This window comes from Pseudomonas syringae (assembly GCF_021605415.1).
In the GTDB taxonomy this organism is placed as follows: domain Bacteria; phylum Pseudomonadota; class Gammaproteobacteria; order Pseudomonadales; family Pseudomonadaceae; genus Aquipseudomonas; species Aquipseudomonas syringae_S.
In genome coordinates, this window is the sequence record NZ_WKEQ01000006.1 from 32693 (window position 1) to 54617 (window position 21925).

Genomic DNA, 21925 nt, shown 5'->3' on the forward strand with positions numbered 1-21925 from the left:
CAAAACCCGCCCTCCCGTTCAAACGGAAGGGCGGGTTTTTTATGCCCGAACGTCTCACGCCTCCGGTACCCACCTCCGTCATGATGGCTCCAATTTCCCCCCGAATTTCCGATGAGCGGTAGCAATACCTGTAATTTCTGACAGTAGGCAGTCCACCTCATGACGCATTAAATGAAGTCCCGGTACGCAAATTTTCCGATGGCATGCATAGAACCGTCATGAACAGCCTGCAGCAGGGATACACGCAAATGGCAGCCTCAGAGACCCCAACCGATCAACAAGCGTCTGCAGCCGAACCTGCAGCGGATCTTGAGAAGCCAAAAGTCCCGGCCGTTCTCGATCCCGATGATCCGACCGGGCTTCTGCCGCTCAGGGTGCTCGGCCAGGATCTGATAGTCACCTACACGGGATGGGATTTTTCGGTCATTCCCGGACGAGTCGACGACGTCGAGTTGGGCTTCACCCCCGTAGGGGCAGACTTCCGCAAGGTTTCAACACAAGATTATCCCGCGGGTGAGCCGGTTGACCTTCCGCAAACCCAGTGCGTCCCCGTCGACCTTTTGAGTCAGGGGGTTTATGACGTATCAATCAAGGTGTATCGCGGAGGATTGAACCCAGTTGAGTCTCCCAAAAAAAGAATCACCATCGATACCACCAAACCCAACTTTGGCAACATCCCCGACCCGGTCATTTTTCCCGATGAGTTGAATGGGGTCATCTCCGAAAGCTATTTGACCCAGCATGGTCAGGTGGTCGTTGAGGTGCCGTATTACGACGATGTGAGAGTGGGAGATCGGGCTGTCTATTACTGGACGGATAAGGTCATTCCACCCGACAACGAAATTGAGATCCGAGAACAAGAGTTCAGTGCACAAGACATCATCGACAGGCGTCTGTTGATTACCGTTTATGCCGACCAGATACGTCCGTGGGGGTCAGGAACCCGCTACATGTATTACCGCCTTAGAGACCGGGCCGGCAATATTGGGCCTAATGCTCTTCTGGCGATGATTACTGTCGATCTGACGCCATTGCCGGGTATCTTGCCGCCACCGCGAGTGCCGTTGCCACGTGGGCTAATCGATCGCCAACAAGCACGTGAGGGCGTGTTGGTGGAGATAGACGAGTACGAATTTTCCGACGGCGCACACTGGCTGGCAATTGATTGGGATGGTACTTCGCTGGAGGAAACCCCTGTCGATCCAGCAGGGTTTCCCTTGCGCGTTACGGTTCCCTGGTTGGTATTGCAGGCTAATGGAAACGGGCCTTCGCGGGCCATGGTCGATTATCGGATACGCTTGGCCGATGGCAGCTACACGCCGCCTTCTACCGATATATCCGTTCCCGTTGATCTGACGATCGCCGGTCAGGATCATGCCAATGCTCCGGCCCTCCTCAATATGAATCTGGCCCAACTGGAAATTCGCGGGCGCAACTCAGATCTTCCAAACAAGTTGCAAGGAATAGATTTCGGCCTGCCTGCCAGAGCGTTGTTAGCGCTGTACGAAGATCCCCAGCCGTTTCAAACCATCGAACTCTATTGGGCGCAGATTGCCTGCCCGGTCGAGATTTACACCGTCCAGCATGGAGATACTGCCGGAAAGCCTCTAGAGCTTTCCGTACCTTGGGACGCTATTGAACCCGACCTGGAAAACCCGCGATTGCCGGTTTACTACATCACCCGCAACGGTGTGAATGATCAGCATGCACGCGTGACCGAAGTCGAGATGTCCATTGTGGTCATCGACAACCTTAAAGAGCCGACATTTCCTCACGCAGATAGAAACGGCGTACTCAATTGCTGTTCCCGGCCCCGTTTGTGGGAGGGCGTCACCGTGCATATTCCCTACGACCCACGTTTTTCCGCTATGGATGAGATCGTCATGTACTGGCAAGGCTGCGCAGGCCCGAACGGCAGCAGTCCTATCCCCGGAGTTAGTGACCAGTTCACACACAAATTGAGCGCATCGGATGCCGCGAACGGTTTTGATCTGGTGGTTGAGGATTATGAAAAATTGATCTCACCCATGGTGAACAAGGGCTCAGGACTTGTTTATTACATATTGAACAAGACCAATGGCAGCCGAGGGAAATCGATAGCCGATTTTGTGATTATCAATCGAACAATGCCCAGTGGAGAAGTTTGTTCACCCAACCACGAAGTTTTCTGTCCCGAAGATTCCTGATGGGGTGAGATTTTCAAAAGAGAGGTGATGCAGGAACGGACGAGATGTTCGATTCAGGAAATTTTTCGCGTGAAAAAACTGTTCGACAACTTTAGCTATGTTGCTGGGAGATAAACAATGGCCAAGTACAAAAAAGTTTATGATGAAGATCCGGGTCGTGCGGAGCTAAGAGCGATACGACTTGCCAGTGTTAGAGCTGCGTCAGCTCCAGAGCTGGAGGGCCTGTTGGACGACGTTGAGGGTGATGAACCAAACAAACTACCGAAAAAGTTTCAAAATACGGAGCTGGATGTAACAATCCCTGATTTACTTGGTATTACCGCACCGCCCAATAGAGCGGTCGTGTTTCGTCTGCTCTGGAATGATGTTCCAATCGGCGATGAGAAAAATTGGCTTACTCCGCTTACCTTGCCCATTATTGTCAAACTCCCCGCTTCCGCTACGCTGACAGAGGGTGTTTATAACCTGGCTTACGAATATACCTATCAGGGGAACCCCTATAAATGGTTACGTCCTGTGGCCATTTATATCGATAAAGAGTCCCCGAACCAAAACGCGCCCGGTGAGCCCGTCACTTTACCCGCTGAAGTGATTGATGGCATTCTCACCTTGGAGTATCTAGAGGATAATGATGGTGTTGAAATTACGATTCCTATTCCGACGGACACACGAACTGGCGATAAATTAGAGGTCTACTACGGGCAAAGTGATCCAGGAAATAAGGTGGGTGAGTTCTACGTGACGGAAGATCGTGATATTGAACCAAAAATCAAACTTGATCTGGATAAGATTAAGGAGGAAAAAGAAGGGCCGAAGATTTTTTACTATATCTGGACTGACCGTGTTGGTAATGTCAGCCCTCATTCCAAACACTTGCCTGTAAAAGTCGTATTGACGAAGGCCCCTCGCAATCTGGTGCCGCCGAGAATTCCGGAAGCCGTCCCGCCTGAAAAATTGATTGACTTGAGCGATGCCTTTCCAGAAGTTGGCGTGATCATCGACCAATATGAGGATTGGAGGCCCGAAGATGAAATCGAAGTTGACTGGGATACCAAAATTCAACCGCGTATAAAAGTCGGGAGTGGATTTCCAGTCTTTGTCGACGTTCCCTATGCGGATGTTCGAGCAGGTGGGGTGGGGCCCAGAAGTGTGCCGGTTGCCTATACCGTTTGGCGCAATGGGCTGGATTATCCCGAGACGGTAGGAGAAACAGTCAACGTTAATCTTTCTCGTCCTGGTCCGTTGCCGCCAGATCCCGAAGACCCGGAAGTTGGAAACCCCAATTTGTCTGAAGTTACGGTTCAAGGTAGCGTTACCACCGATCCCAATAAGCTTGAGCTGGTAGACGCTGACGACGTCGCTGTCGCAAGTTTTGAAATCGCCGATCCTCATCCTGCCGGTGATGTTTATACACTTTATTGGGATGACGTAGCAGTGCCGGGTGCTGTTTATAGTGCGACGGGTTCCGAAGCCGATGATTTCGTGATAGAGCTTGATATCCAGCCGGACTTTTTTAAAGGTGAGGGTAATAGTTCCGCTGTCAATGTTCATTATAAAATTACCAATGCTACGCAACCCAACGCCAATCCTTCATTACGGCAGCCGGTCAGTGTCTATGTCAACCCGGTCATACTGCCGACGCCGAAGATTAACCACATAACGACCGAAAATGGTTTTGATTATGTTTCTTGCTCTTCTCTGCGGAATATTTCAAATGTGGGGTGGGCGGCCGAGGTGGATGTACCAGGCGGTGCGCCTTTGGAGGCAGGCATAACACTGGAGTTTGTTTGGTCCGGAAAAAGTTGGCAAACAGGTTCACCCGTTGATGTTCCTGATTATGTGTTTGAAAAAATACTAACGGGGACGGAGCATACGACTGGGTTTACTGTGTACCTGCCACTGATAGCTGCTTTAGAACCTATCAAGGACGGGCAGGGCAGTATTAAGTACAGTGTTACGATTGACGGCCGTTTAGAAGAGTCTGAACCCCACGATGTTGAAGTTGTCGTTCAGGATGGGGAGGGCGGGGCGTGCCAATTGCCTTAGTTGTTTTTTGTTAAGGTTGAACATGGAGGGAAGCCTTTGTCTTCCCTTTTTTCTCTTGAATAATTAGCTTTTGACAAGTTGGTAGTGGGATTGCCGTCATTCTTCAGAAATGTGGAAGAGGAGAATAAACCACAGCGTTTAAGGATTAATCCTACAGAATTTTCGGACTGGTGAAGTTAGCATGCGTCAATGGCGCTATTCCTGCGTGATGGCATTAGAATTTACACGGAGTCAATTGTCATGCGAGTATTTTTTGCATCATCAAAATCTTTTCGTTCTGTAACGGCGTTTTATAAACTGGCGATGGCACCTGTTTTAATGCTCAGTACGCCAGTCATGGCGCTGACAACGGTAGGGCCGGGGCAAACACTCAATATCGATGGAACAACGGCTCCAGATAACTATCTGGTGACTGGCGGAGCACTCAATACCACCGGTTCTCGGACATTCGAAGTGTCAGTTCTGCAAGGTTCGGCTATTACCGCGACGGGGGGGACTTTCGCGGGGCGGGGCAACCAAAACGGTGTCACTGTCACGAACAGCCAGGCAACAATGAATGACGTCACGGTGACCGGAGGTAATTCAGGTTTGACGTTCAATCGATTAGGTACAAGTACCACGGGATCAACCGGCCGTGTCACCAATAGCGTTGTCAGCGGAGAAAGCTCTGGAGTCGCGATCACGGGGTTGAGTGCAGTTGAGTTGATCGGCACGCGCGTTACGGGAAATCGGACGGACAGCGTCGGCCTCAACTTCTTTGGCGGCAGCATCATCGCCAGTCAGAACTCGGTCATCAGCGGCGGCGAGAATGGCGTACGTATGGGCGAAGACTCTGACCGGTTTGGTGTGAACAGCCTGACAGTCGATAACTCTGTCGTCGAAGGGCGGGCCGGTTCCGCCATTGTCATCGAGCAGGGCATCGAGGCGACGGTGATGCTGCAGAACAATGCGCTTCTACAGTCTGGTAACGGCATTTTGCTTGAGATTCGTGAAGCGTCTACCGGCACAATGACGGTCGCGGGCAGCAGCGTTGAAGGCAGCATCAACATCTCCGACAGCAGCACTGCCAACCTCACATTCGAACAGGGCCGCATGACGGGCGACGTGCTGGTCGATGACACATCCGCAGCCACTGTTACTTTGAACAATCAGTCCGCGTTTACCGGCCGCCTCGACAAGGTCGACGGCGTGACCATCAACAGCTCATCGACCTGGACGCTGACCGGCAACGACACCATCGGCGCGCTGGCCATGGGGGGAGGGGCCGTCAATTTCGGCGCCGCTGATGCACCGGGCACTTTTTATCAATTGAACGTCGGTTCGTTGGCAGGCACCGGTACGTTTGCCATGAAAGGCAATTTCGTCACCGGCGAGCGGGACTTTCTCAACGTGACCGGTGTATCCACCGGCAACTTTGATCTGGCCGTCGCTGCTTCCGGTCTGGACGCCACGGCGCCGCAGCAATTGACACTGGTGCACACCGCTGCGGGCGATGCGCAGTTTTCGCTGGTCAATGGCAGGCCGGTGGATGTCGGCACCTTTTCTTATGAACTGGCCAAACGAACCGATGGCGCGGGCGGCACCGACTGGTTCCTCGATCCAACCACACAAACCGTCAGCCCCGGCGCCCGATCGGTACTGGCGCTGTTCAACACCGCGCCAACGGTCTGGTACGGCGAATTGACTTCGCTGCGCAGCCGCATGGGTGAATTGCGCTTCAATGGTGGCCAGTCCGGCGCGTGGATGCGCACCTATGGCAACAAATACAACGTAGCCGACGGATCGGGCGTTGGTTACCAGCAACGCCAGCAGGGCCTTTCCCTCGGCGCTGATGCCCGTGTGGGTGAAAGCGATGTGCTGGTCGGCGTGCTGGCGGGGTTCAGCGAGTCCGATCTGGATCTGAACCGTGGCACCTCCGGCACGGTGAAAAGCTACTACTTCGGGCCCTACGTGACCTGGCTGGATGCCGACACCGGTTACTACTTTGACGGCGTGCTCAAGTTCAACCGCTTTCGCAACGAATCAAAAGTCAGCCTCAGCGACGGTAGCCGTGCTCAGGGTGATTACGACAACTGGGGCGTTGGCGGATCGGCAGAATTCGGTCGCCACATCAAACTCGCCGACGGCTATTTCATTGAACCGTTCACCCAACTGTCGGCAGTGCAGATCCAGGGTAAGCGCTACAGCCTGAACAACGACATGGACGCCGACGGCGATCGCACCCGCTCACTGCTGGGCAAGGCCGGCGCCACGGTCGGACGCAACTTCGGCTTCGGCAACGGCAGCATCGCCCAGCCTTACGTACGAGCCGCCATCGCTCACGAGTTTGCAAAAAACAACGAAGTGCAGGTCAACAACAACGTATTTAACAATGATCTTTCCGGCACCCGTGCCGAGTTTGGCGCGGGTGTGGCAGTGGCGATGTCCGAGCAGTGGCAAGTGCATGCGGATTTTGATTATGCGAACGGGGAGAATATTGAACAGCCATGGGGGGCTAATGTTGGGGTTCGGTATAGCTGGTGAGGGTTGATTTGAGATAAACAAAAACCGCTTGTTCCCATGGAATAAGCGTTTTTTTGTTTGCCTGGTTTTTCTATGCGCGGCGAATACCAAATCCATCGGCTGTGCCGCCAGAATTGCCGAAATCCAACCTTGTGTCCGTCTGCCCCGTGGCAGGAAAAATCACCATTCGTTTGAAACCCCCCCCCGAATCCGATGCCCAGCACCAGCGCTCGATGCTCGGCCCGCCTCTGTAATTGTTGATATAGGCTCGCCACTCCGCGAGAGATGGAATCCGCCCGCCCATACTGCTAGCCGTGCTGGCACACAGACCGTAGACACTGAAATGGCCGGTGCCAAATAACAGATCCACATTCGAGGTCGTAACGGGGTAACTGACCGATTGGTTGGAGTTATCCCGCACGGTAATGGTCGCCGAGCCGTTACCCCTTGAGATCACCCGTCCGGTGTTGTTGTTGACTTCGGCAAAGGCAATATTACTCGACTCATAACGATAGGGAGGTACCCCCCCTTGAGGCGTTCTATCGCCATAGGCCCCCGCTGGTGGATTGGTGGGTGTGTTCAAGTCTCTGAAATGCCAGGCGCTGAGGTTCATTGTCGAGGTATTGATTGTTAGTGGAGGAATCGGCGAGTTAACGGTAAAACTCCGTGTATTGGAGTTGTTTCCAGTACCGATTGCTTTGGCATAAACGCTGTGACCGCCAATGCCGACAGCGAGGGTGGTGTTCCAATCGCCCGAGCCGTTACTGGTAACCGTATGTTTTGGCGAACCGTTATCGTAAATCTGAACCTGACGGGAAGGCGTGACGCGCCCATCGATCCGAACAGACGTATCGATAGTCGTACCGTTTTGAGGAATGTCACGAATTGAATCTCTCAGGTAAGTGATGGCGGGTGGCGTATTCACGCCCACGATGAAGGTTCGGGGCTCGCTGGAATCTGGAGTAACCGGATATAACGCCTTTGCGGTGATGCTGTAAGACTTGGCGGTCAGATTGGAAAGCGGAGCCTGCCAATCGCCGGTGCCGCCGACAGTGACGGATCCCTTTGACGCAGCGCTATCGAACACTTCGACTTTCTCCCGAGGCGTTGCTCTGCCGCGCACGGTCACCGATGTGTCATATGTCGTTGCCCCAGGCTGCACGATGCCTACAGTGTCGGTGACCGATGTGATGCTAGGGACAATGTGCGCCGCTACAGTGAACACCCGCGCCGGTTCAGATACAGGTTCGCTGCCATATTCGGCTTTGGCCGTGAGGCTGTAAGTTTTCAACGTGAGATTGCCGTAAACGTATTTCCATCCGCCGGTAGAGTCGATGATGACGGTGTCGATCAGCGTAGCCCCATCGCGAAGAGTGATTTTTTCGTTGGGACTGGCTTTGCCACTGAGTGTCACGCTTTTGTAATAAGTGGTTCCGTTGAGCGCCACGTCGCCTCGAACGTCCTCAACCCGTGAGATCGTCGGCGTGACGGCTTGGGCCACTATAAAGATGCGCGGTGGGCTGACATCGGGTTCTATTTCATACAACGCTTTGGCGGTCAGACTGTAGGTCTTGACGGTGAGGCCGGTGACTCGATAGTTCCAGTCACCGACATCGTCGACGTCACGGGTAGCGATGGATGAAGAACCATCGAACAACTGTATTTGCAAATTCGGCGTGGCACTTCCTGTAACCAGCACACTGTTGTCATAGGTAATCGCTTGCGGAGCAACGGGGCCCCGGGAATCGGTGACGGTAAGGATTTCAGGTGTCTGCGCGAATTTGACGGTGAAAGTTCTGGGCTCGCTGGACGCCGGATCAGCGCCATACAATGCCTTGGCGGTGATGCTGTAATCTTTTTCCACCGACGTGTCGATCTTGCGAGTCCAGACGCTGTCAGCACCGACGAGCGAGGTTCCCTTGGACGTCGATGCACCATCAAACAGTTCAATGGTCTCGCCTCGCGTGGCGGTGCCTTTTAGCGTTACTTCGGCGTCGCGGGTCTTACCACCTTCCGGCACTTCACCTCGGGAGTCCGTCACATCGGTGATGACGGGCGTCACATAGTCATAGCGGGTTCTTACGGTCAGTGAGCGCGACGGAAACGCGATGGCCTCGCCTTTACTGTCTTGTTCGTAGAATGCGACGGCGCACTTCACGCTGGCCGGGCTGGAATGTCCCAGCTTCATCAATTCATTTCTGGACAGGTTTTCTTTAAGACCACTGCTGACTTGTGCCGCAGTGACCTCTACGTTGTCCAGCAGGGTGATGATGTACTCGGTGCCTGCTGTGGTTTTGCCTTCGAGCCATAGCCAGGCGCGTTGTTTAAGTGCGATGTACGGCCATCTTTCCACGAGCACGTCTGCATCGCCGGTGAAAGTCATCAGATCCAGAACGTCATCAGTCGCCTGTGGAATCTGCGGGCGGGGTAGCTCGTTCTCGGGATCCTGAAAGCTCAACACCCTGAGGCCCAACGAGGGTGAATCCGTGTCGTGCCCATAGCGTTTGACGAAATAGCAGACGTCCACGGCCTTGTTGATGTTAGGGCCAATCACCGTAGGCGGCAGGTGAAACAGAACGCTGCCGCTGGAATCTCCAGGCAGTTCAAGATCTTTTGATGTGCCGGCCCCTGGCGTACCGACCCAATGCAGTGTGATGGTGTCCAGAGCCGGATCCATGTTTTCGTACCCGACCCTTACATCCACTCCGTTCAATGCCTGACCAGGATCCAGAAAATGATCGGGTGCTTGAACCACCTCCGGGGCATCCAGATCGCCAACGAGTGATCCGATTAAAAGATTCAGGGTCGCAGAATGGTTGAATAAGCCGGTCGCAGCTCGTTTCAATGAATATCGCACTTTTACGTATTGGCCGATGTTGGCTGTCACAAACTGTTTATCAACCCTGAAACGGATGGGTTCGCCTTCGATCAGGGAGGTGATTGGCATCCAGTCGCAGGTGCTGCCGAACGGTTTAACGCCTTGCCAATAATAAGTAAGGATGTCTCCCTTGATCGTACCCAGGTAGTCAACCAGCACCGTGACGTTGTCGAATACTTTTGAAGGGTCAAGAATATCCGGCGGATCAGCCTCCACCACTTTGGGTGCCGGTAGCGAAGCCGTTACGTTTTCAATCTTGACCAGCAACCGTTCCGACTCGCTCACCCCGTACAGCGCATCCAGATCATTGGATACCCGATAGGACAAATCCAGCCTGCCACCGTCGAGCACACTGATGTGCTCATTGCTGACGTACAACGTGATGATCCCGGCCTCGGCTTCGTTCCGGCTGATAATGTGCTCTTCCTCGTGCACGTAGGGTCGGTCATCGGAACGGATGCCATCCCAGATCATGTTGACCAGTTCCCCTTCGGTCATCGAGTAGCGGATATCCACCGTTGCGTTGGGTTCATCCGGTTCGAGCGTGTCGCCCAGCAATTCGCGGATGACCGGCTCAGGCAGCATGAAAGGATCGCCAACGACGTCGGCAGTTTCGCGCTTGGAGGACAGTGGTGGGTCACCGTTATTTTTTCTCAATACGTAAGAGGCATCCGCGCTACCTTTCGCGAGTTGCCGGACATCTTCGTAGGGCACCAGAAACGTCATGATGCTCGGAATGTTGACCACCGTTCTGGTTTCGGTGTGGATCAATGGCTTGCCGGTGAAGGGCGTGCCGATCCACGTCATGGTGACAGTGTCCTGCTGCTGGAAATCGGCGCCAATGGAAACATTAACCTCGACATCTTCCTTGTTCAGATCCCGAATCGTGATGACGCCATTGATCGACTGTTGAATGATTGGCGCATCCAGAAACCAGGCGCCGGCCTCGACGCCGATGTAAGTGCGTTTTGAGTGCCTTACCGCCCAGTTCCAGACTTCGTCATGAATGTCGTATTTGATTTCCAGCCTGTTACTGTCGCCACCGGCCAGAATCGCATCCTGATCCGCCGTGATTACGATGGCGTCTTTTTCGTCAGCCTGATCTTCTGTAACGGGATGTGGGGTGAGTGTCGTGGTTCCCCAGCGCACCAGCATCGTGTCGTGGGCTGTGATCTCCGGGTAGAAAGGTACGGTCATCGGCACGCCCTTTTCCGCCCACTCGGCATCGATCACGCCTTGTTCGATAAGGTCGTCCGGCAGTTTTACGATGTTCAATTCGGAATGGCCGTCAGGTAGATGGGGCGCGTTGTCGCGCCCGCCTGGCTGATTGAGTTTGACCAGTACGCGCAAGGCTGTGGACGGTTCCGGCGTGGTTTCGCCTAACCGGGTCAATTCGTAATGGCACTCGGCCCAACCCGGTTTGATGTAGTCGGTCGGTATGTAAAAGAACACGTCCTTGTTGACCTCATCCGGTGGTAGTTCTCCTTTGAAAACGGAATCACCGTCCCAGTAGACTTCATATTTATCGCCGGCCAGCATCGGCTCGCCCCACGCCCGAATCAAACACTGAACGCCGTTCGCATTTTCTTCCATCATTTCGATATTGATCCCGCCATCGCCGCCCACGACAGGCTCAATCATTCCCCTGATGTCCAAGGGTCTTAGAGCGAGTGGATCGGTTCGAGTGTCGCGCCGTGGGAACAGATATACACTTTTAAAAGGCATGTTGAAGCTCCTGACAAAGGCACCGCCGGTATGTTTCAGGCGGGCAATGGTTCAGTTGATTGAGCGCCGGGATGAGGGGTTTGGCTACTGTCAGAAGTAACAGGGTGGCGAGTGAAATCGACGAATGGTTGTTGAAGGCGGGATTTAATGCAGCCTTCGACAGCTCCTGCAAAAGCGGGGTCGCGCATCCGATTCATAGCCAATTCGCCCCCCGCCAGTCGATGGCGATGCGGCGTGTTTATCAGCGCAGTGATTGCTCAGTGTGGGCGTTCATGCGGCGGCGCCGCAGTCGTGATATTGGACGTACGCACAGGAAAAGTGGCCGCAGAGCGTTCATCAACGTTTCCTTCAAACGTCAGCTTGTAGACACGATCAGATACGTCCCGACCCTCTAATCCTTAAGACCGGTCGGAGCGATCAAGCTTGGAATGTCTTGGGCATCAGGATCGAAATCGAAAACGTAGCCGCTTTTCATGTCGCTGAAAGCCAAATGCACGATGGGCAGATAACGCCCGGTCTGTTCGTAGTAATCGCGTTGGAAAAAACGTGCTTGCGACAACCCTGACTCGGCTACATAAAAGAAAGCTTCAAGGGGAAGGCGGGAGGGTATGTCCTGAGGCCAGGTGGCAATGAATACTTCGTTGTGCTCAGCTTGATCATCAGGCCTGAGTTGCGCGCGCGCCTCAACACTGACAGCGAAAGGTTGTTGATCACCACTTAACGCACAACCGTGATAAGGGCTCGCTTGTGCATAAAAATGTTCGATGTAGGCCGCCACGGTGGTGATGCCTTGTTCTGCGCAAGGATGGCTTGTATCTGGGGCGTCTGAGTGAGCGTTGCAGCCGTCGCTGCGATGGAACGAGGCGGCATCAAAGGGAAACGCGCAGCGCACGGTCAGTGGATAACCGGTCGGTGCGGCCAGCTCTTTCATGATGAGCCCCTGGTTTTTTCCCCAGGCCAGACGCGGTAGATGAACATCGGCTCGAAGGTAAGAAAAAGAAACACCGTTGCGTTCGATAGAGCCTGGACTCGGGTTCCATGCATGAAACGCTGTAGAGGCGTCAGTGGTGCGTATCAGCACGCCGTTGCAGTTGTAAGCCGCACTGTTACCTCGGCATGCCATAGCCGTATCGTCATAGCGTGCGTTCAATCGTGAAGCTGTTTGATAGCCGGAGTACAACTGATCCGAAAGGTCAAAGCCGAACACGCCGGTGGATGTTTGGGTCAGATCCATCCGCAGAATCGGCAGCCAGTCTCCTGTGGCGTGGAAATAGTCACGTTGATCTCTTTGTGCTTCGAGCAGCGAACCGGATTGAGTCACGTCATAAAACAGGCTCTGCAGGGGAATCTGCTTTGGAGCGTCGGCGTTCCAGTTGCTTATCTGGACTTGCATCGGTTTTGCCGACCAATCGCCGTCGATGCCCTGATGGGCGATCAGGCTGGCATTGAACTGACCGGAAATTCGGGTACTCAATGAACACTGCTGATCAGGTTGCTGATTATGCTGCCGGAAATGGGTCAACCAACTCGCTGCGTCGGTCACACCTTGCTCATTACAGGAGCTTGCGTCCTGAGTTATTTGAGATGAAAAGGGAAGACCGCATCCAAACGCGGAGCGATTACCCGAGAGGAGTCGGTGAACACCACGCCATTGGTGGCTCTTGTCCGGCGAGTCCCGAGATCTTCCCGTAAATACGTAAAGCTCTCCGCGCCCAGTTGCGTGGCAATCTCGTCATGTTTCCAGAACTCACCTGATCGCGCGCTGCCGCGTATCAACACACCGCTGCAAAAGTATGCCGGGTTGGCGCCGGCACATTCGGGCACGGTGTTCTGATAACGCTTGTTGAGCAGCTGAGCGGTTTCCGGGCCGGTGGCAGCTTGACCAACAGCACTGAACAGTACTAGCGCAAGCAGGCAGTGTTTGAGAACGAATACTAAGCTTTTCATGACACTCTCCCTAGGGGTTACACGTCCATCAAGCTTGCGAGGTGCCGAGAATTTGCCAGACGGTGTCTGTGTTCTGACTACTGGCGTTGTCATTGACGGATGAGCCGTTAAGGTCATATGTCCATGCCGTTCCAGCGCCCAGGGTATCCCCCGTCCATACCGGGTAATTCAGCCATTCCAGGTAGTCGGCGACAGGTCCGGAACTGGGGAAGTACAGCGTCCACATTCGCTTGATTTGAATTATCGTGAGCGGTTGCAATTGGGCGGCGGCGCACAGTCGGGTCATGCCTTCCCAGTCCGCACCAGGGCTCAGGAAATGCACTTCGTGAATACCCGTTACGGTCAGTTTGTAGCTGAACATTTGGTTCAGTGAGTCGGTAGCAGTGATGGTGCATGAGCCATTTTTGATCGCCGTCACCTCACCGGATCGCTCATTAACGGTAGCAATTGCCAAGTCGCTGCTCAGGTAAACGTATGGCCCGGTGCCCCATTTGGCTTCGCGAATCATGCGCGCTTCGACGGGGGGAGCTTGCGGTGGTTTTTCCACTGAGGCGACATAGTTATGCTCACTCAAATCCAGCGTCGCATCACTCTCGAATGGTTCTTTGAGCAACAGTTCAAGAGTCTCAGACGGTTCCCGCGAGCCTTCAAAAAACTGCACCTCATAGCGGATGGCTACGACATCGTCGACGCCGACGAACTCCTTGGCGGCCACAATGAACTCAATGTCCTTGCCGACGGCGGTCAAGCTGATCGGGAGGTCGTCAGCGTAGTGTTCACCCACATAGACGTAAACGTGATCGCGATAAGCCATGTCATCGTAAGGTTTGATTCGTACAGTTGCGCCCATGGCGGGAATTGTCGCGGGATCCAGCACTCCATCGGGAGCCTGATCCACCGAAGGAGGACTCAATGAGATTTGCGATATTTTCATGACCTACCTCAGAAGGAAGTCACGCAACGCTCTATTTCGAGCGCCGCGCAACAGGTTCAAGGATTGCTTCCCTTGCTCAGGCGCGGTACGCCAAACGGCTGGCTTTGAGCGCCAGACCCCGGGATGCCGGATTGGCCAGGTAGGAAACCTTGCCTCTGAGTCGATCTTGTACGGCGCTGCTGTCGCCACCACCGGCCGCGTTACCCCAAGTCACCACGCGACCGTCAGCGGTCAGTGCGGTGAAACCGTGGGTATTGTCATAGAGCGCCTGCACCTGGGTTAGTTGATCGACAACCTCTGTGGTATCACCTCCAACCGTTGCGTTACCCCACGCGACAACCGTTCCATTCCTGCGCAGGGCGGCAAACGCCATTGACGAGCCGCATACCTGGACGATGTCATTCAATGTGGCGATGTCATCAGGTACCGCTCCTCCTTCCGCAGGGCGACCCCACGCGACCACTCGGCCATTGGCGCGACGCGCTGCGAATGCTCGCCAGTTCGAACTGACTTCGACGATGTCCGTCAATCCTTCGATCAGCGGGTCTATCGTGCCGCCATACTCGGCGGTGCCCCAGGCCACCACTTGTCCGGTAGCGCGTCTTGCAGCAAAGGCTTGGGCGTTGGCGCAACTGAGTTCGATGATGTCGGTCAGGGCGGCGATTTCCGCCGGCACGTTGCCGCCATGGGTCGCATGGCCCCAACCTACAATTCGGCCATTGGCGCGATGTGCCGCAAACGCCCCGAAGCTGCCGATCAGCGTTTCAATGTCGGTGAGCCCGGCGACGTCAGCGGGTATTGTTCCGCCGTTACCCTCTAACCCCCAAGCCACCACGTGCCCGGTGGCACGCTGTGCCGCGAAAGCCTGGCCTGCGGCAGTGATGTGGACAATGTCGGTCAACTCGGAAACCGGTGCGGGAATCGTTCCTCCGTCCGCAGCAGTGCCCCAAGCGACGATTCTGCCAGTCGTTTTCAGACCGGTGAATGCTGTGGCATTACCCACGACGTGAACGAAGTTCAGCGGGTCAATACCCGTCATGCTGCCGCCTTCGGCTGCCGTTCCCCACACAACCACCGCGCCGTTAGCGCGTCGTGCGGCGTACGCGCTACGTGTGCAACTCACTTCGACGATGTCGTCCATCGTGATGATGGTTGAAGGAATGAGTGCGCCATACTGAGCATTGCCCCAACCCACCACATCGCCCACATCACGGTGCGCAACAAATGCCGCGAGCCCGGTCACCGTGGTATCGATGCCATTACCGAAAATGTTCGCCGGATTGAGTGTGAGCTGGTCGTCATTCGTGCGTACCTGCAACGGTTCATGAGGATGGACATCGCGCCATGTCGTTGCCGTTTTCCAATCGGTTTCAGCCGGATATTTCCATTGCGCCTGCAAGGGTTGGCCAGTCGTGGCGTTGAAGGCACTCAACATGCGGATCGCACTGGAAGCCCTGTAAGTGCTGCGGTTATAGCGCGCGCCCATGACCTTCAGCGTGCCGCTGCCGACCACCTTGCGCACGTCGTAAACCGATGGGTTTGAAGGGCCATCCGTGCCTCCTGCGGCTCGCTTCACGGTGTAAGTCAGGGCAATGCTGCCACCGTCGTTGGCGTCGATAACACTGTGCGGCACTTTGATTGACGACAGCTCCTTGTCCTCTTCCGCCGCCGATACCTTATGTGCGTACGTGGTGGTGGCCTGGCCTTCTACTGTGACTGTGATTTCGTCATCAGTCTTGAGTCGAGCGGTTGCCGGAATCAGGACGATCGCCCCATCGGGATATACATCGTCAGGATTCAACTGGTCTTTTTGCGGGCCGGTTGCTTGCGCAAAAGTAGCGAGCGGTAACGTGACAGTCTGCTCCTGCACTTGCAGCTCGTAATCCTCGCCCTGCGCTTCACCACCTTCAAACAGCACAACGTGATAACTGATAATGACGGTCTTATCCTTGCTGGCCTGCACGACGCTTTGGTCAACGGTAAATTTCACTGGTAAGCCTTTGTTGTTACCAGTGATGACTTTGTCAGCTTCGTATACGGTGGCACCGTCCGTAGTAGTCCAGACCATGTAGAAATGATCGCCAGCGTTATCGGGGTCGTTGGCTTCAATCTCCACTGTTGCACCGTTCGGTACGTCGGCGGGATTCAGAATGCCATCGGGCGCTTCCAGTACTTTCGCCGGTTTTAACTGCGGTAGTTCTTTTTGGCCAATGATGAAGGTCAATGGATTCGAGAAGCTGGTCTTGTCTGTATCGGCACGCAGAATCCTGTATTTGGCGGTTACAGACTGGCCGCGATTGGGCTTGATGTGATTTTCCACGAACTCGGCATTCAGGTTGAACCTGACATCTTTGTTTTCAGTCAGGCTGCTGAGAGTGACTGAGTCTTCTGTTGTGCCGGTAACGTCACCGACCCAGGTATAGGTCACGATGTCGCCACGCTTGCTGATATCGACGGTGGGTCTGGGGGCAATCAATCCGGTCCCGTTGGGCAGTTCGTCGGGATCCAGCGCGCCGTCGATCACGCTTTCGACTATGGGGTGGATCAGTTCGAACTGAGGCTCGCCGACCCTAAGTTGTGATGCCGGCCGGGAACTGCGCCGGACGGGCTCATCCGGGTCTTCACCTTCGCTCAGCAGGTCGTAGGAAAGATCCAGCGTGCCACCTTCAATGGTCTTCAGATGTTTGCCTTCGACAGGAATGAGGAAGCCTTCCTCATGCTCGACTTCGTTTTTGTCGGGGATATACCAAGTCAGATCCGGTTCGTATCGGCTGCCGTTGGGACGGGTACCGCGCCATTTATGGTTTATCGCCATACCGTGTTTGATCATTGGGTCATGGGGTATGCGAATGTAGGTGGTGACCAAGTCCGGATCGATTGCGCCTTGATCGGCATGAGTCGCAATCGGTGCAGCAAGCCGTGTCGATTCACCGATGATCTGGATGAACTGGCCTTTGGAAGTCAAGGCGTTGCTTGCATCGGCGCTGCCGTCGCGTGTCAGTGTATAAGCGACGGTGGCTTGAGTTTTCGCCAGTGTGCGGATGTCCGCGTTCTTCATCGGTATGTCGAAAGTGTGCGGAATGTTACTGACGGCAGTGGCAGGGCCATGGTACTCAACCACTTCGCCTGCCTGCGTCGTGCCACGTATCGTCACATTGATGACGTCATGTTCTTTGAACAATGGTGATGTGGCCGTTACGTGCACCGTGATGTCCTTGTCGCCCAGCGTGTCCAGATTCAGAATATTGTTTTGGGTTTCATCAACGATGGGGGCTGAAAGCACCGCGATGCCGGTTGAAACCCGGATGCGGGTTGCCTTGCACCAATCCTCCGATTCGTTGTGCACCAGATCGCGGATTTTGAAGCTGACGGCCAAGCCGATGCCGTCCGTATCGCCGGCCTTGAGGATGGTGTCCTTTTCGACGCGGATTATGATCGGATGGTTGGCCGGGTCGTCGATCTGCTCGGCGGTGAGCGGTGAAGAGTCCACAAACTCTCCCCCCCAGCTCAGCTTGATGATGTCGCCGACAGCAGCGTCCGGATAAGGAGCGCCGGTGCCAGAGCGTGCACGAATGATGATCGGCACGCCTTCTTCAGCGATATCCATATCGACTATGCTGTTGACGATCTCGGGCGGGATGAACATGTACAGCTCTGAATGTTGACCGGGTTCCGGGTCAGTGTCTTGTCCGCCGGGAATTTCGATTTTGACGTAGAGCCTGACGGGCGGTTCGAACACTTCCTCTGCCTGTTTGTCCTTTTCAACCGCGTAAGTCAGCGTGTGAGAGCCCGTCAACAGATGGCGCGGTGCGACATACAACGTCACGCGTTCATTCACTTCGCTGTCTTCGGCGATCGTATGTTGATCGACTTGCCTGCCATCGAACAACAGCCTGACCGCGTCACCCTTTCCCATCTTGGCCCATTCGGCAATGTAGACCTGCATGCCGTATTCGGGATTCAAGGTATGCGCGGCGGCGCGGTTGATTCCCCACTCGCCTGAGGGCAGGAGCGGACGGGTACGGTCAGGAATCTCGGGTGCAATCAAAGACCGTGCGGGTGTGTTTTTCACCGGTGGGACGAGCATGGCAGGCACTCCTGTCGAGGGCTTGGATGACAGGATTCATTTAGAGCTTGGGTGCGTGTTTTGCCTACTGTCAGATCTGACAGGTAAAAGCGTGTTTAAGACGAACGGTAACTCAACCGCGCAGCGTTTTCTGCCGAAGGATATAAACCGTCACCAACACCGCACTGGTCAGCATGAAGACCCGTGCCCAGGGCAGCGGCACCAGATAACAGGAAAACAGAATGCTCGCCCACATCAGGCCGATCGCATAGACCTTGCCCTTGAGCGGAATGCCGTTGCCGTCGAGGTAGTCGCGGATCCATGGGCCGAGCCGGGGATGTCCGATCAGCCATTGATAGAAGCGCGGAGAGCTGCGGGCGAAGCAGGCTGCCGCCAGCAGGAGGAAAGGGGTGGTGGGTAAGACAGGCAGGAAAATCCCGATCACTCCCAGCGCTACGCTCAGCCAGCCAATGGCCAACAGCACGTAGCGCAAAATCGGGGAGCGGCTGCCTATGGGGTTGTCCATAGGCCGGAACTTAGTGGTGACGGGGCTTGAGGATCGCCGGTTTTTCGTCTGGCGCATTGCACAGCAGGTACAGCGCGGTCAGGGCTTCCGGGATCTGCACGATCATGTCGTCCATCAGGTTGGCGTCGGCGGCGATGTCGGCGAACTCTGGCTGCTCGTCGAACAGGCCCGAACCGACCATGATCGGCAGGAGCATTTCGCTGACTTCGTCTTCGGCGGTTTCGAACCAGGCCTCTTCGCGCAGGAACACGCCTTCCATGAAGCCGATGCACCAGCCGCGCAGATCCGAATCGTCCGGCTCTTCGCCCAGATCCAGGTCGCATGGCAGTTCGAATTCTTCATCCGATGCCAGTTGACGGGCGATGTGTGCCTTGAGGCCGATCAGCGTTGCTTCGATCTCGGCGCGCTGGGCTTCGCTGCTGTAATGCGGCTCTTCGGCAAACAGGGCATCGATCCACTCGCGATCCGGCACGACTTCCGAGCAGATCGACAGCGCGGTGAGATAGCCGTGGGCGGCCACGTAGTCCAGCGCCTCGTCATGCAGTTCGTCGGCGTCGAGGAAGACTTGCAGGCGGGTTAGTTGCTCAGCGAAGGACATTAAAGGGCTACCTTGGGGAATAAACAATGCGGGAATTCTAGGCCTTCTTGCGCGCTCAAGCCAGCCGCTCGGCAGATTTGCCCCCGTGACCTGTGTAGGAGCTGCCGAAGGCTGCGATCTTTTGATTTTGTTTTTAAAAGCCAGATCAAAAGATCGCAGCCTGCGGTAGCTCCTACACGGGGGATTGTGATTTCAGCCGATGGTGTCTTATCAGCGGTGCCCTGTGCAGGGGAGGGCTCGGGTATACTGCCGCGCTTTGTGATCCCTGTCGGCGCGCGCGCTTGGTTGCAATGCGCGCTTACGTTTTGTTTAAGCAGCCGCGGCTGTCCTGAACCAGCCTTTGCAGGGATGTTTCGGTAGATTTTTGGAGTTTTTATGCTCGAACAGGCTCAACGCGTCCTCAAGGACATCTTTGGCTACGACAGTTTCCGTGGCCGTCAGGGTGCAATCATTGAGCGCGTGGCCAGCGGCGGTGACGCGCTGGTTTTGATGCCTACCGGCGGCGGCAAGTCCCTGTGCTTCCAGGTGCCGGCGCTTTTGCGTGAAGGTTTGGCGGTGGTGGTTTCGCCGCTGATCGCGTTGATGGACGACCAGGTCGCCACACTCGAAGAACTGGGCGTCGCCGCTGCCGCACTGAACTCCACGCTGAGCGCCGAACAGCAGCGCGATCTCGCCAACCGGATCAAGCGCGGCGAAGTGAAGATGCTCTATCTCGCGCCCGAGCGCCTGGTTCAGCCGCGCATGCTGGCGTTCCTGCAATCGCTGAACATCGCCTTGTTTGCCATTGACGAAGCCCACTGCGTCTCGCAATGGGGCCACGATTTCCGTCCGGAATACCTGCAACTGGGTCAGTTGGCGGAAATGTTCCCGGACGTGCCGCGCATCGCCCTGACTGCGACCGCCGACAAGCGCACCCGGGAAGAAATCGTTACCCGCCTGCATTTGCAGAACGCCGAACGTTTCCTGTCCAGTTTCGACCGCCCGAACATTTTTTACCGCATTGTCCCGAAGGAACAGCCGCGCAAGCAGTTGCTGGCGTTCCTCGCCGAGCGGCGTAGTGATGCCGGTATCGTTTACTGCCTGTCGCGCAAAAAAGTCGAAGAGGTCGCTACGTTTCTCAGTGAGCAGGGCTTCCCGGCGCTGCCGTATCACGCCGGTCTGCCCAATGATTTGCGGGCACATAACCAGAAGCGCTTCCTCAACGAAGAAGGTCTGATCATGGTTGCCACCGTGGCGTTCGGCATGGGCATCGACAAGCCCAACGTGCGTTTCGTGGCTCACCTCGATCTGCCGAAGTCCCTTGAGGCTTACTATCAGGAAACCGGGCGCGGCGGGCGCGATGGTCTGCCAGCGGATGCCTGGATGGCCTACGGTCTGCAAGACGTGGTGATGCTCAAGCAGATGCTGCAGAACTCAGAGGGCGACGAGCGCCACAAGCGTCTTGAGCAGCACAAACTCGACGCCATGCTCTCGCTCTGCGAAGAAACCCGCTGCCGTCGCCAGACGCTGCTGGCCTATTTCGACGAAGACATGCCCGAGCCCTGCGGCCACTGCGACAACTGCACCGATGGCGTGCAGACGTGGGACGCCACCGAACCTGCGCGTCAGGCATTGTCAGCAATTTTTCGTACCGGCCAGCGTTATGGCGTCGGCCATCTGGTGGACGTGCTACTCGGCAAGGACAACGAAAAAGTGCGCAGTTTCGGCCATCAGCATCTATCGGTGTACGGCGTCGGCAAGGCACTGGGCGAAAGTGAATGGCGCTCGTTGTTCCGTCAGTTGGTGGCGCGCGGGCTTGCCGATGTCGATCACGAAGGCTACGGCGGCCTGCGTCTGAGCGACACCTGCCGGCCACTGCTCAAAGGCGAAGTGACCCTGGAGTTGCGCCGCGATCTAAAGCCTCAAACTACCGCCAAGAGCACCAGCAAAAGCCCGGCGAGCCAATTGGTGCGCGGCGAAGAGCGCGAACAGTGGGAAGCCCTGCGTGCCTTGCGCCGCAAACTGGCCGAAGAGCACGGCGTGCCGCCTTACGTCATCTTCCCCGATTCGACCTTGCTGGAAATGCTCCGCAGCCAGCCGACGTCCCTGGCGGAAATGGCCACGGTCAGCGGCGTCGGCGCGCGCAAGCTGGAGCGTTACGGCGAGGCGTTCCTCGAAGTGCTCGGCGGCGAAGTCGAGGCGCCGAAAGCGGTGGCCGATGTGCGCCACGAATTGATTACCCTGGCCCGCGCCGGTATGACGCCGCTGCAGATCGCCGGCCAGTTGCAGTGCTCGGAAAAGAACGTCTATACGATGCTTGCCGAAGCCATCGGCAAACAGCAACTGTCGCTGGAGCAGGCGCTGGACCTGCCGGAAGAGCTGATGGGCGAAGTCCAGGACGCATTCCTCGATGGCGAAGGCGAATTGCCGTCGGTCGCGGAGATTGCCGAATTGTTTGCCGGGCGTGTGCCGGAAGGCGTTTTGTATTGCGTGCGAGCGGCGCTGCAATCTGAATTCGAGATGTGAAATCGGCCATTT

General features: G+C 55.6%; 11 protein-coding genes. 4 read left to right on the forward strand and 7 right to left on the reverse strand.

The window, feature by feature from the left end; all coding sequences use genetic code 11:
- The first annotated feature begins 218 nt into the window (after positions 1-218).
- The 3 genes from GIW69_RS05790 to GIW69_RS05800 all read left to right on the forward strand — a co-directional run bounded on the left by GIW69_RS05790 (position 219) and on the right by GIW69_RS05800 (position 6755).
- A complete protein-coding gene (locus tag GIW69_RS05790; RefSeq protein WP_236481181.1) occupies positions 219-2186 on the forward strand; it encodes a hypothetical protein in 1968 nt (655 codons plus the stop codon).
- Positions 2187-2303: 117 nt separating this feature from the next.
- Positions 2304-4232: a hypothetical protein gene (locus GIW69_RS05795; RefSeq protein ID WP_236481182.1), complete on the forward strand. Its 1929-nt coding sequence runs from the start codon at positions 2304-2306 to the stop codon at positions 4230-4232.
- 240 nt (positions 4233-4472) lie between these two features.
- Positions 4473-6755 (forward strand): autotransporter outer membrane beta-barrel domain-containing protein, encoded by a 2283-nt coding sequence (locus GIW69_RS05800; RefSeq protein ID WP_496570899.1) that lies wholly within the window; start codon positions 4473-4475, stop codon positions 6753-6755.
- A 70-nt stretch (positions 6756-6825) separates the two neighbouring features.
- Here the strand turns inward: GIW69_RS05800 and GIW69_RS05805 are convergent, their stop codons facing one another.
- From GIW69_RS05805 to GIW69_RS05835, 7 genes are all read right to left on the reverse strand, one after another.
- Positions 6826-11337: an immunoglobulin-like domain-containing protein gene (locus GIW69_RS05805; protein WP_236481184.1), complete on the reverse strand. Its 4512-nt coding sequence runs from the start codon at positions 11335-11337 to the stop codon at positions 6826-6828.
- A gap of 391 nt (positions 11338-11728) precedes the next feature.
- Positions 11729-12880, reverse strand: a complete 1152-nt coding sequence (locus GIW69_RS05810; RefSeq protein WP_236481185.1) for a hypothetical protein — start codon at positions 12878-12880, stop codon at positions 11729-11731.
- Positions 12881-12912: 32 nt separating this feature from the next.
- Positions 12913-13284: a hypothetical protein gene (locus GIW69_RS05815; protein WP_236481186.1), complete on the reverse strand. Its 372-nt coding sequence runs from the start codon at positions 13282-13284 to the stop codon at positions 12913-12915.
- A 28-nt stretch (positions 13285-13312) separates the two neighbouring features.
- A complete protein-coding gene (locus GIW69_RS05820; RefSeq protein ID WP_236481187.1) occupies positions 13313-14218 on the reverse strand; it encodes an immunoglobulin-like domain-containing protein in 906 nt (301 codons plus the stop codon).
- A gap of 76 nt (positions 14219-14294) precedes the next feature.
- Positions 14295-18305: an RCC1 domain-containing protein gene (locus GIW69_RS05825; protein WP_236481188.1), complete on the reverse strand. Its 4011-nt coding sequence runs from the start codon at positions 18303-18305 to the stop codon at positions 14295-14297.
- 112 nt (positions 18306-18417) lie between these two features.
- On the reverse strand, positions 18418-18810 hold the full coding sequence (locus tag GIW69_RS05830) for a YbaN family protein (protein WP_236481189.1): 393 nt from the start codon (positions 18808-18810) through the stop codon (positions 18418-18420).
- A 10-nt stretch (positions 18811-18820) separates the two neighbouring features.
- Positions 18821-19408, reverse strand: a complete 588-nt coding sequence (locus GIW69_RS05835; protein WP_236481190.1) for a YecA family protein — start codon at positions 19406-19408, stop codon at positions 18821-18823.
- 375 nt (positions 19409-19783) lie between these two features.
- Here GIW69_RS05835 and recQ point away from each other — a divergent pair, with 375 nt between their 5' ends.
- The gene (gene recQ / locus GIW69_RS05840; RefSeq protein WP_236481191.1) at positions 19784-21913 is read left to right on the forward strand and encodes a DNA helicase RecQ; all 2130 of its coding nucleotides are present in this window, start codon (positions 19784-19786) and stop codon (positions 21911-21913) included.
- Positions 21914-21925: the final 12 nt, after the last annotated feature.

Excerpts from the sequence above, each read along its gene's own strand:
- GIW69_RS05790 (WP_236481181.1), top strand. The coding sequence starts at position 219 with ATGAACAGCCTGCAGCAGGGATACACGCAAATGGCAGCCTCAGAGACC.
- GIW69_RS05795 (WP_236481182.1), top strand. The coding sequence starts at position 2,304 with ATGGCCAAGTACAAAAAAGTTTATGATGAAGATCCGGGTCGTGCGGAG.
- GIW69_RS05800 (WP_496570899.1), top strand. The coding sequence starts at position 4,473 with ATGCGAGTATTTTTTGCATCATCAAAATCTTTTCGTTCTGTAACGGCG.
- GIW69_RS05805 (WP_236481184.1), bottom strand. The coding sequence starts at position 11,337 with ATGCCTTTTAAAAGTGTATATCTGTTCCCACGGCGCGACACTCGAACC.
- GIW69_RS05815 (WP_236481186.1), bottom strand. The coding sequence starts at position 13,284 with ATGAAAAGCTTAGTATTCGTTCTCAAACACTGCCTGCTTGCGCTAGTA.
- GIW69_RS05820 (WP_236481187.1), bottom strand. The coding sequence starts at position 14,218 with ATGAAAATATCGCAAATCTCATTGAGTCCTCCTTCGGTGGATCAGGCT.
- GIW69_RS05825 (WP_236481188.1), bottom strand. The coding sequence starts at position 18,305 with ATGCTCGTCCCACCGGTGAAAAACACACCCGCACGGTCTTTGATTGCA.
- GIW69_RS05830 (WP_236481189.1), bottom strand. The coding sequence starts at position 18,810 with ATGGACAACCCCATAGGCAGCCGCTCCCCGATTTTGCGCTACGTGCTG.
- GIW69_RS05835 (WP_236481190.1), bottom strand. The coding sequence starts at position 19,408 with ATGTCCTTCGCTGAGCAACTAACCCGCCTGCAAGTCTTCCTCGACGCC.
- recQ (WP_236481191.1), top strand. The coding sequence starts at position 19,784 with ATGCTCGAACAGGCTCAACGCGTCCTCAAGGACATCTTTGGCTACGAC.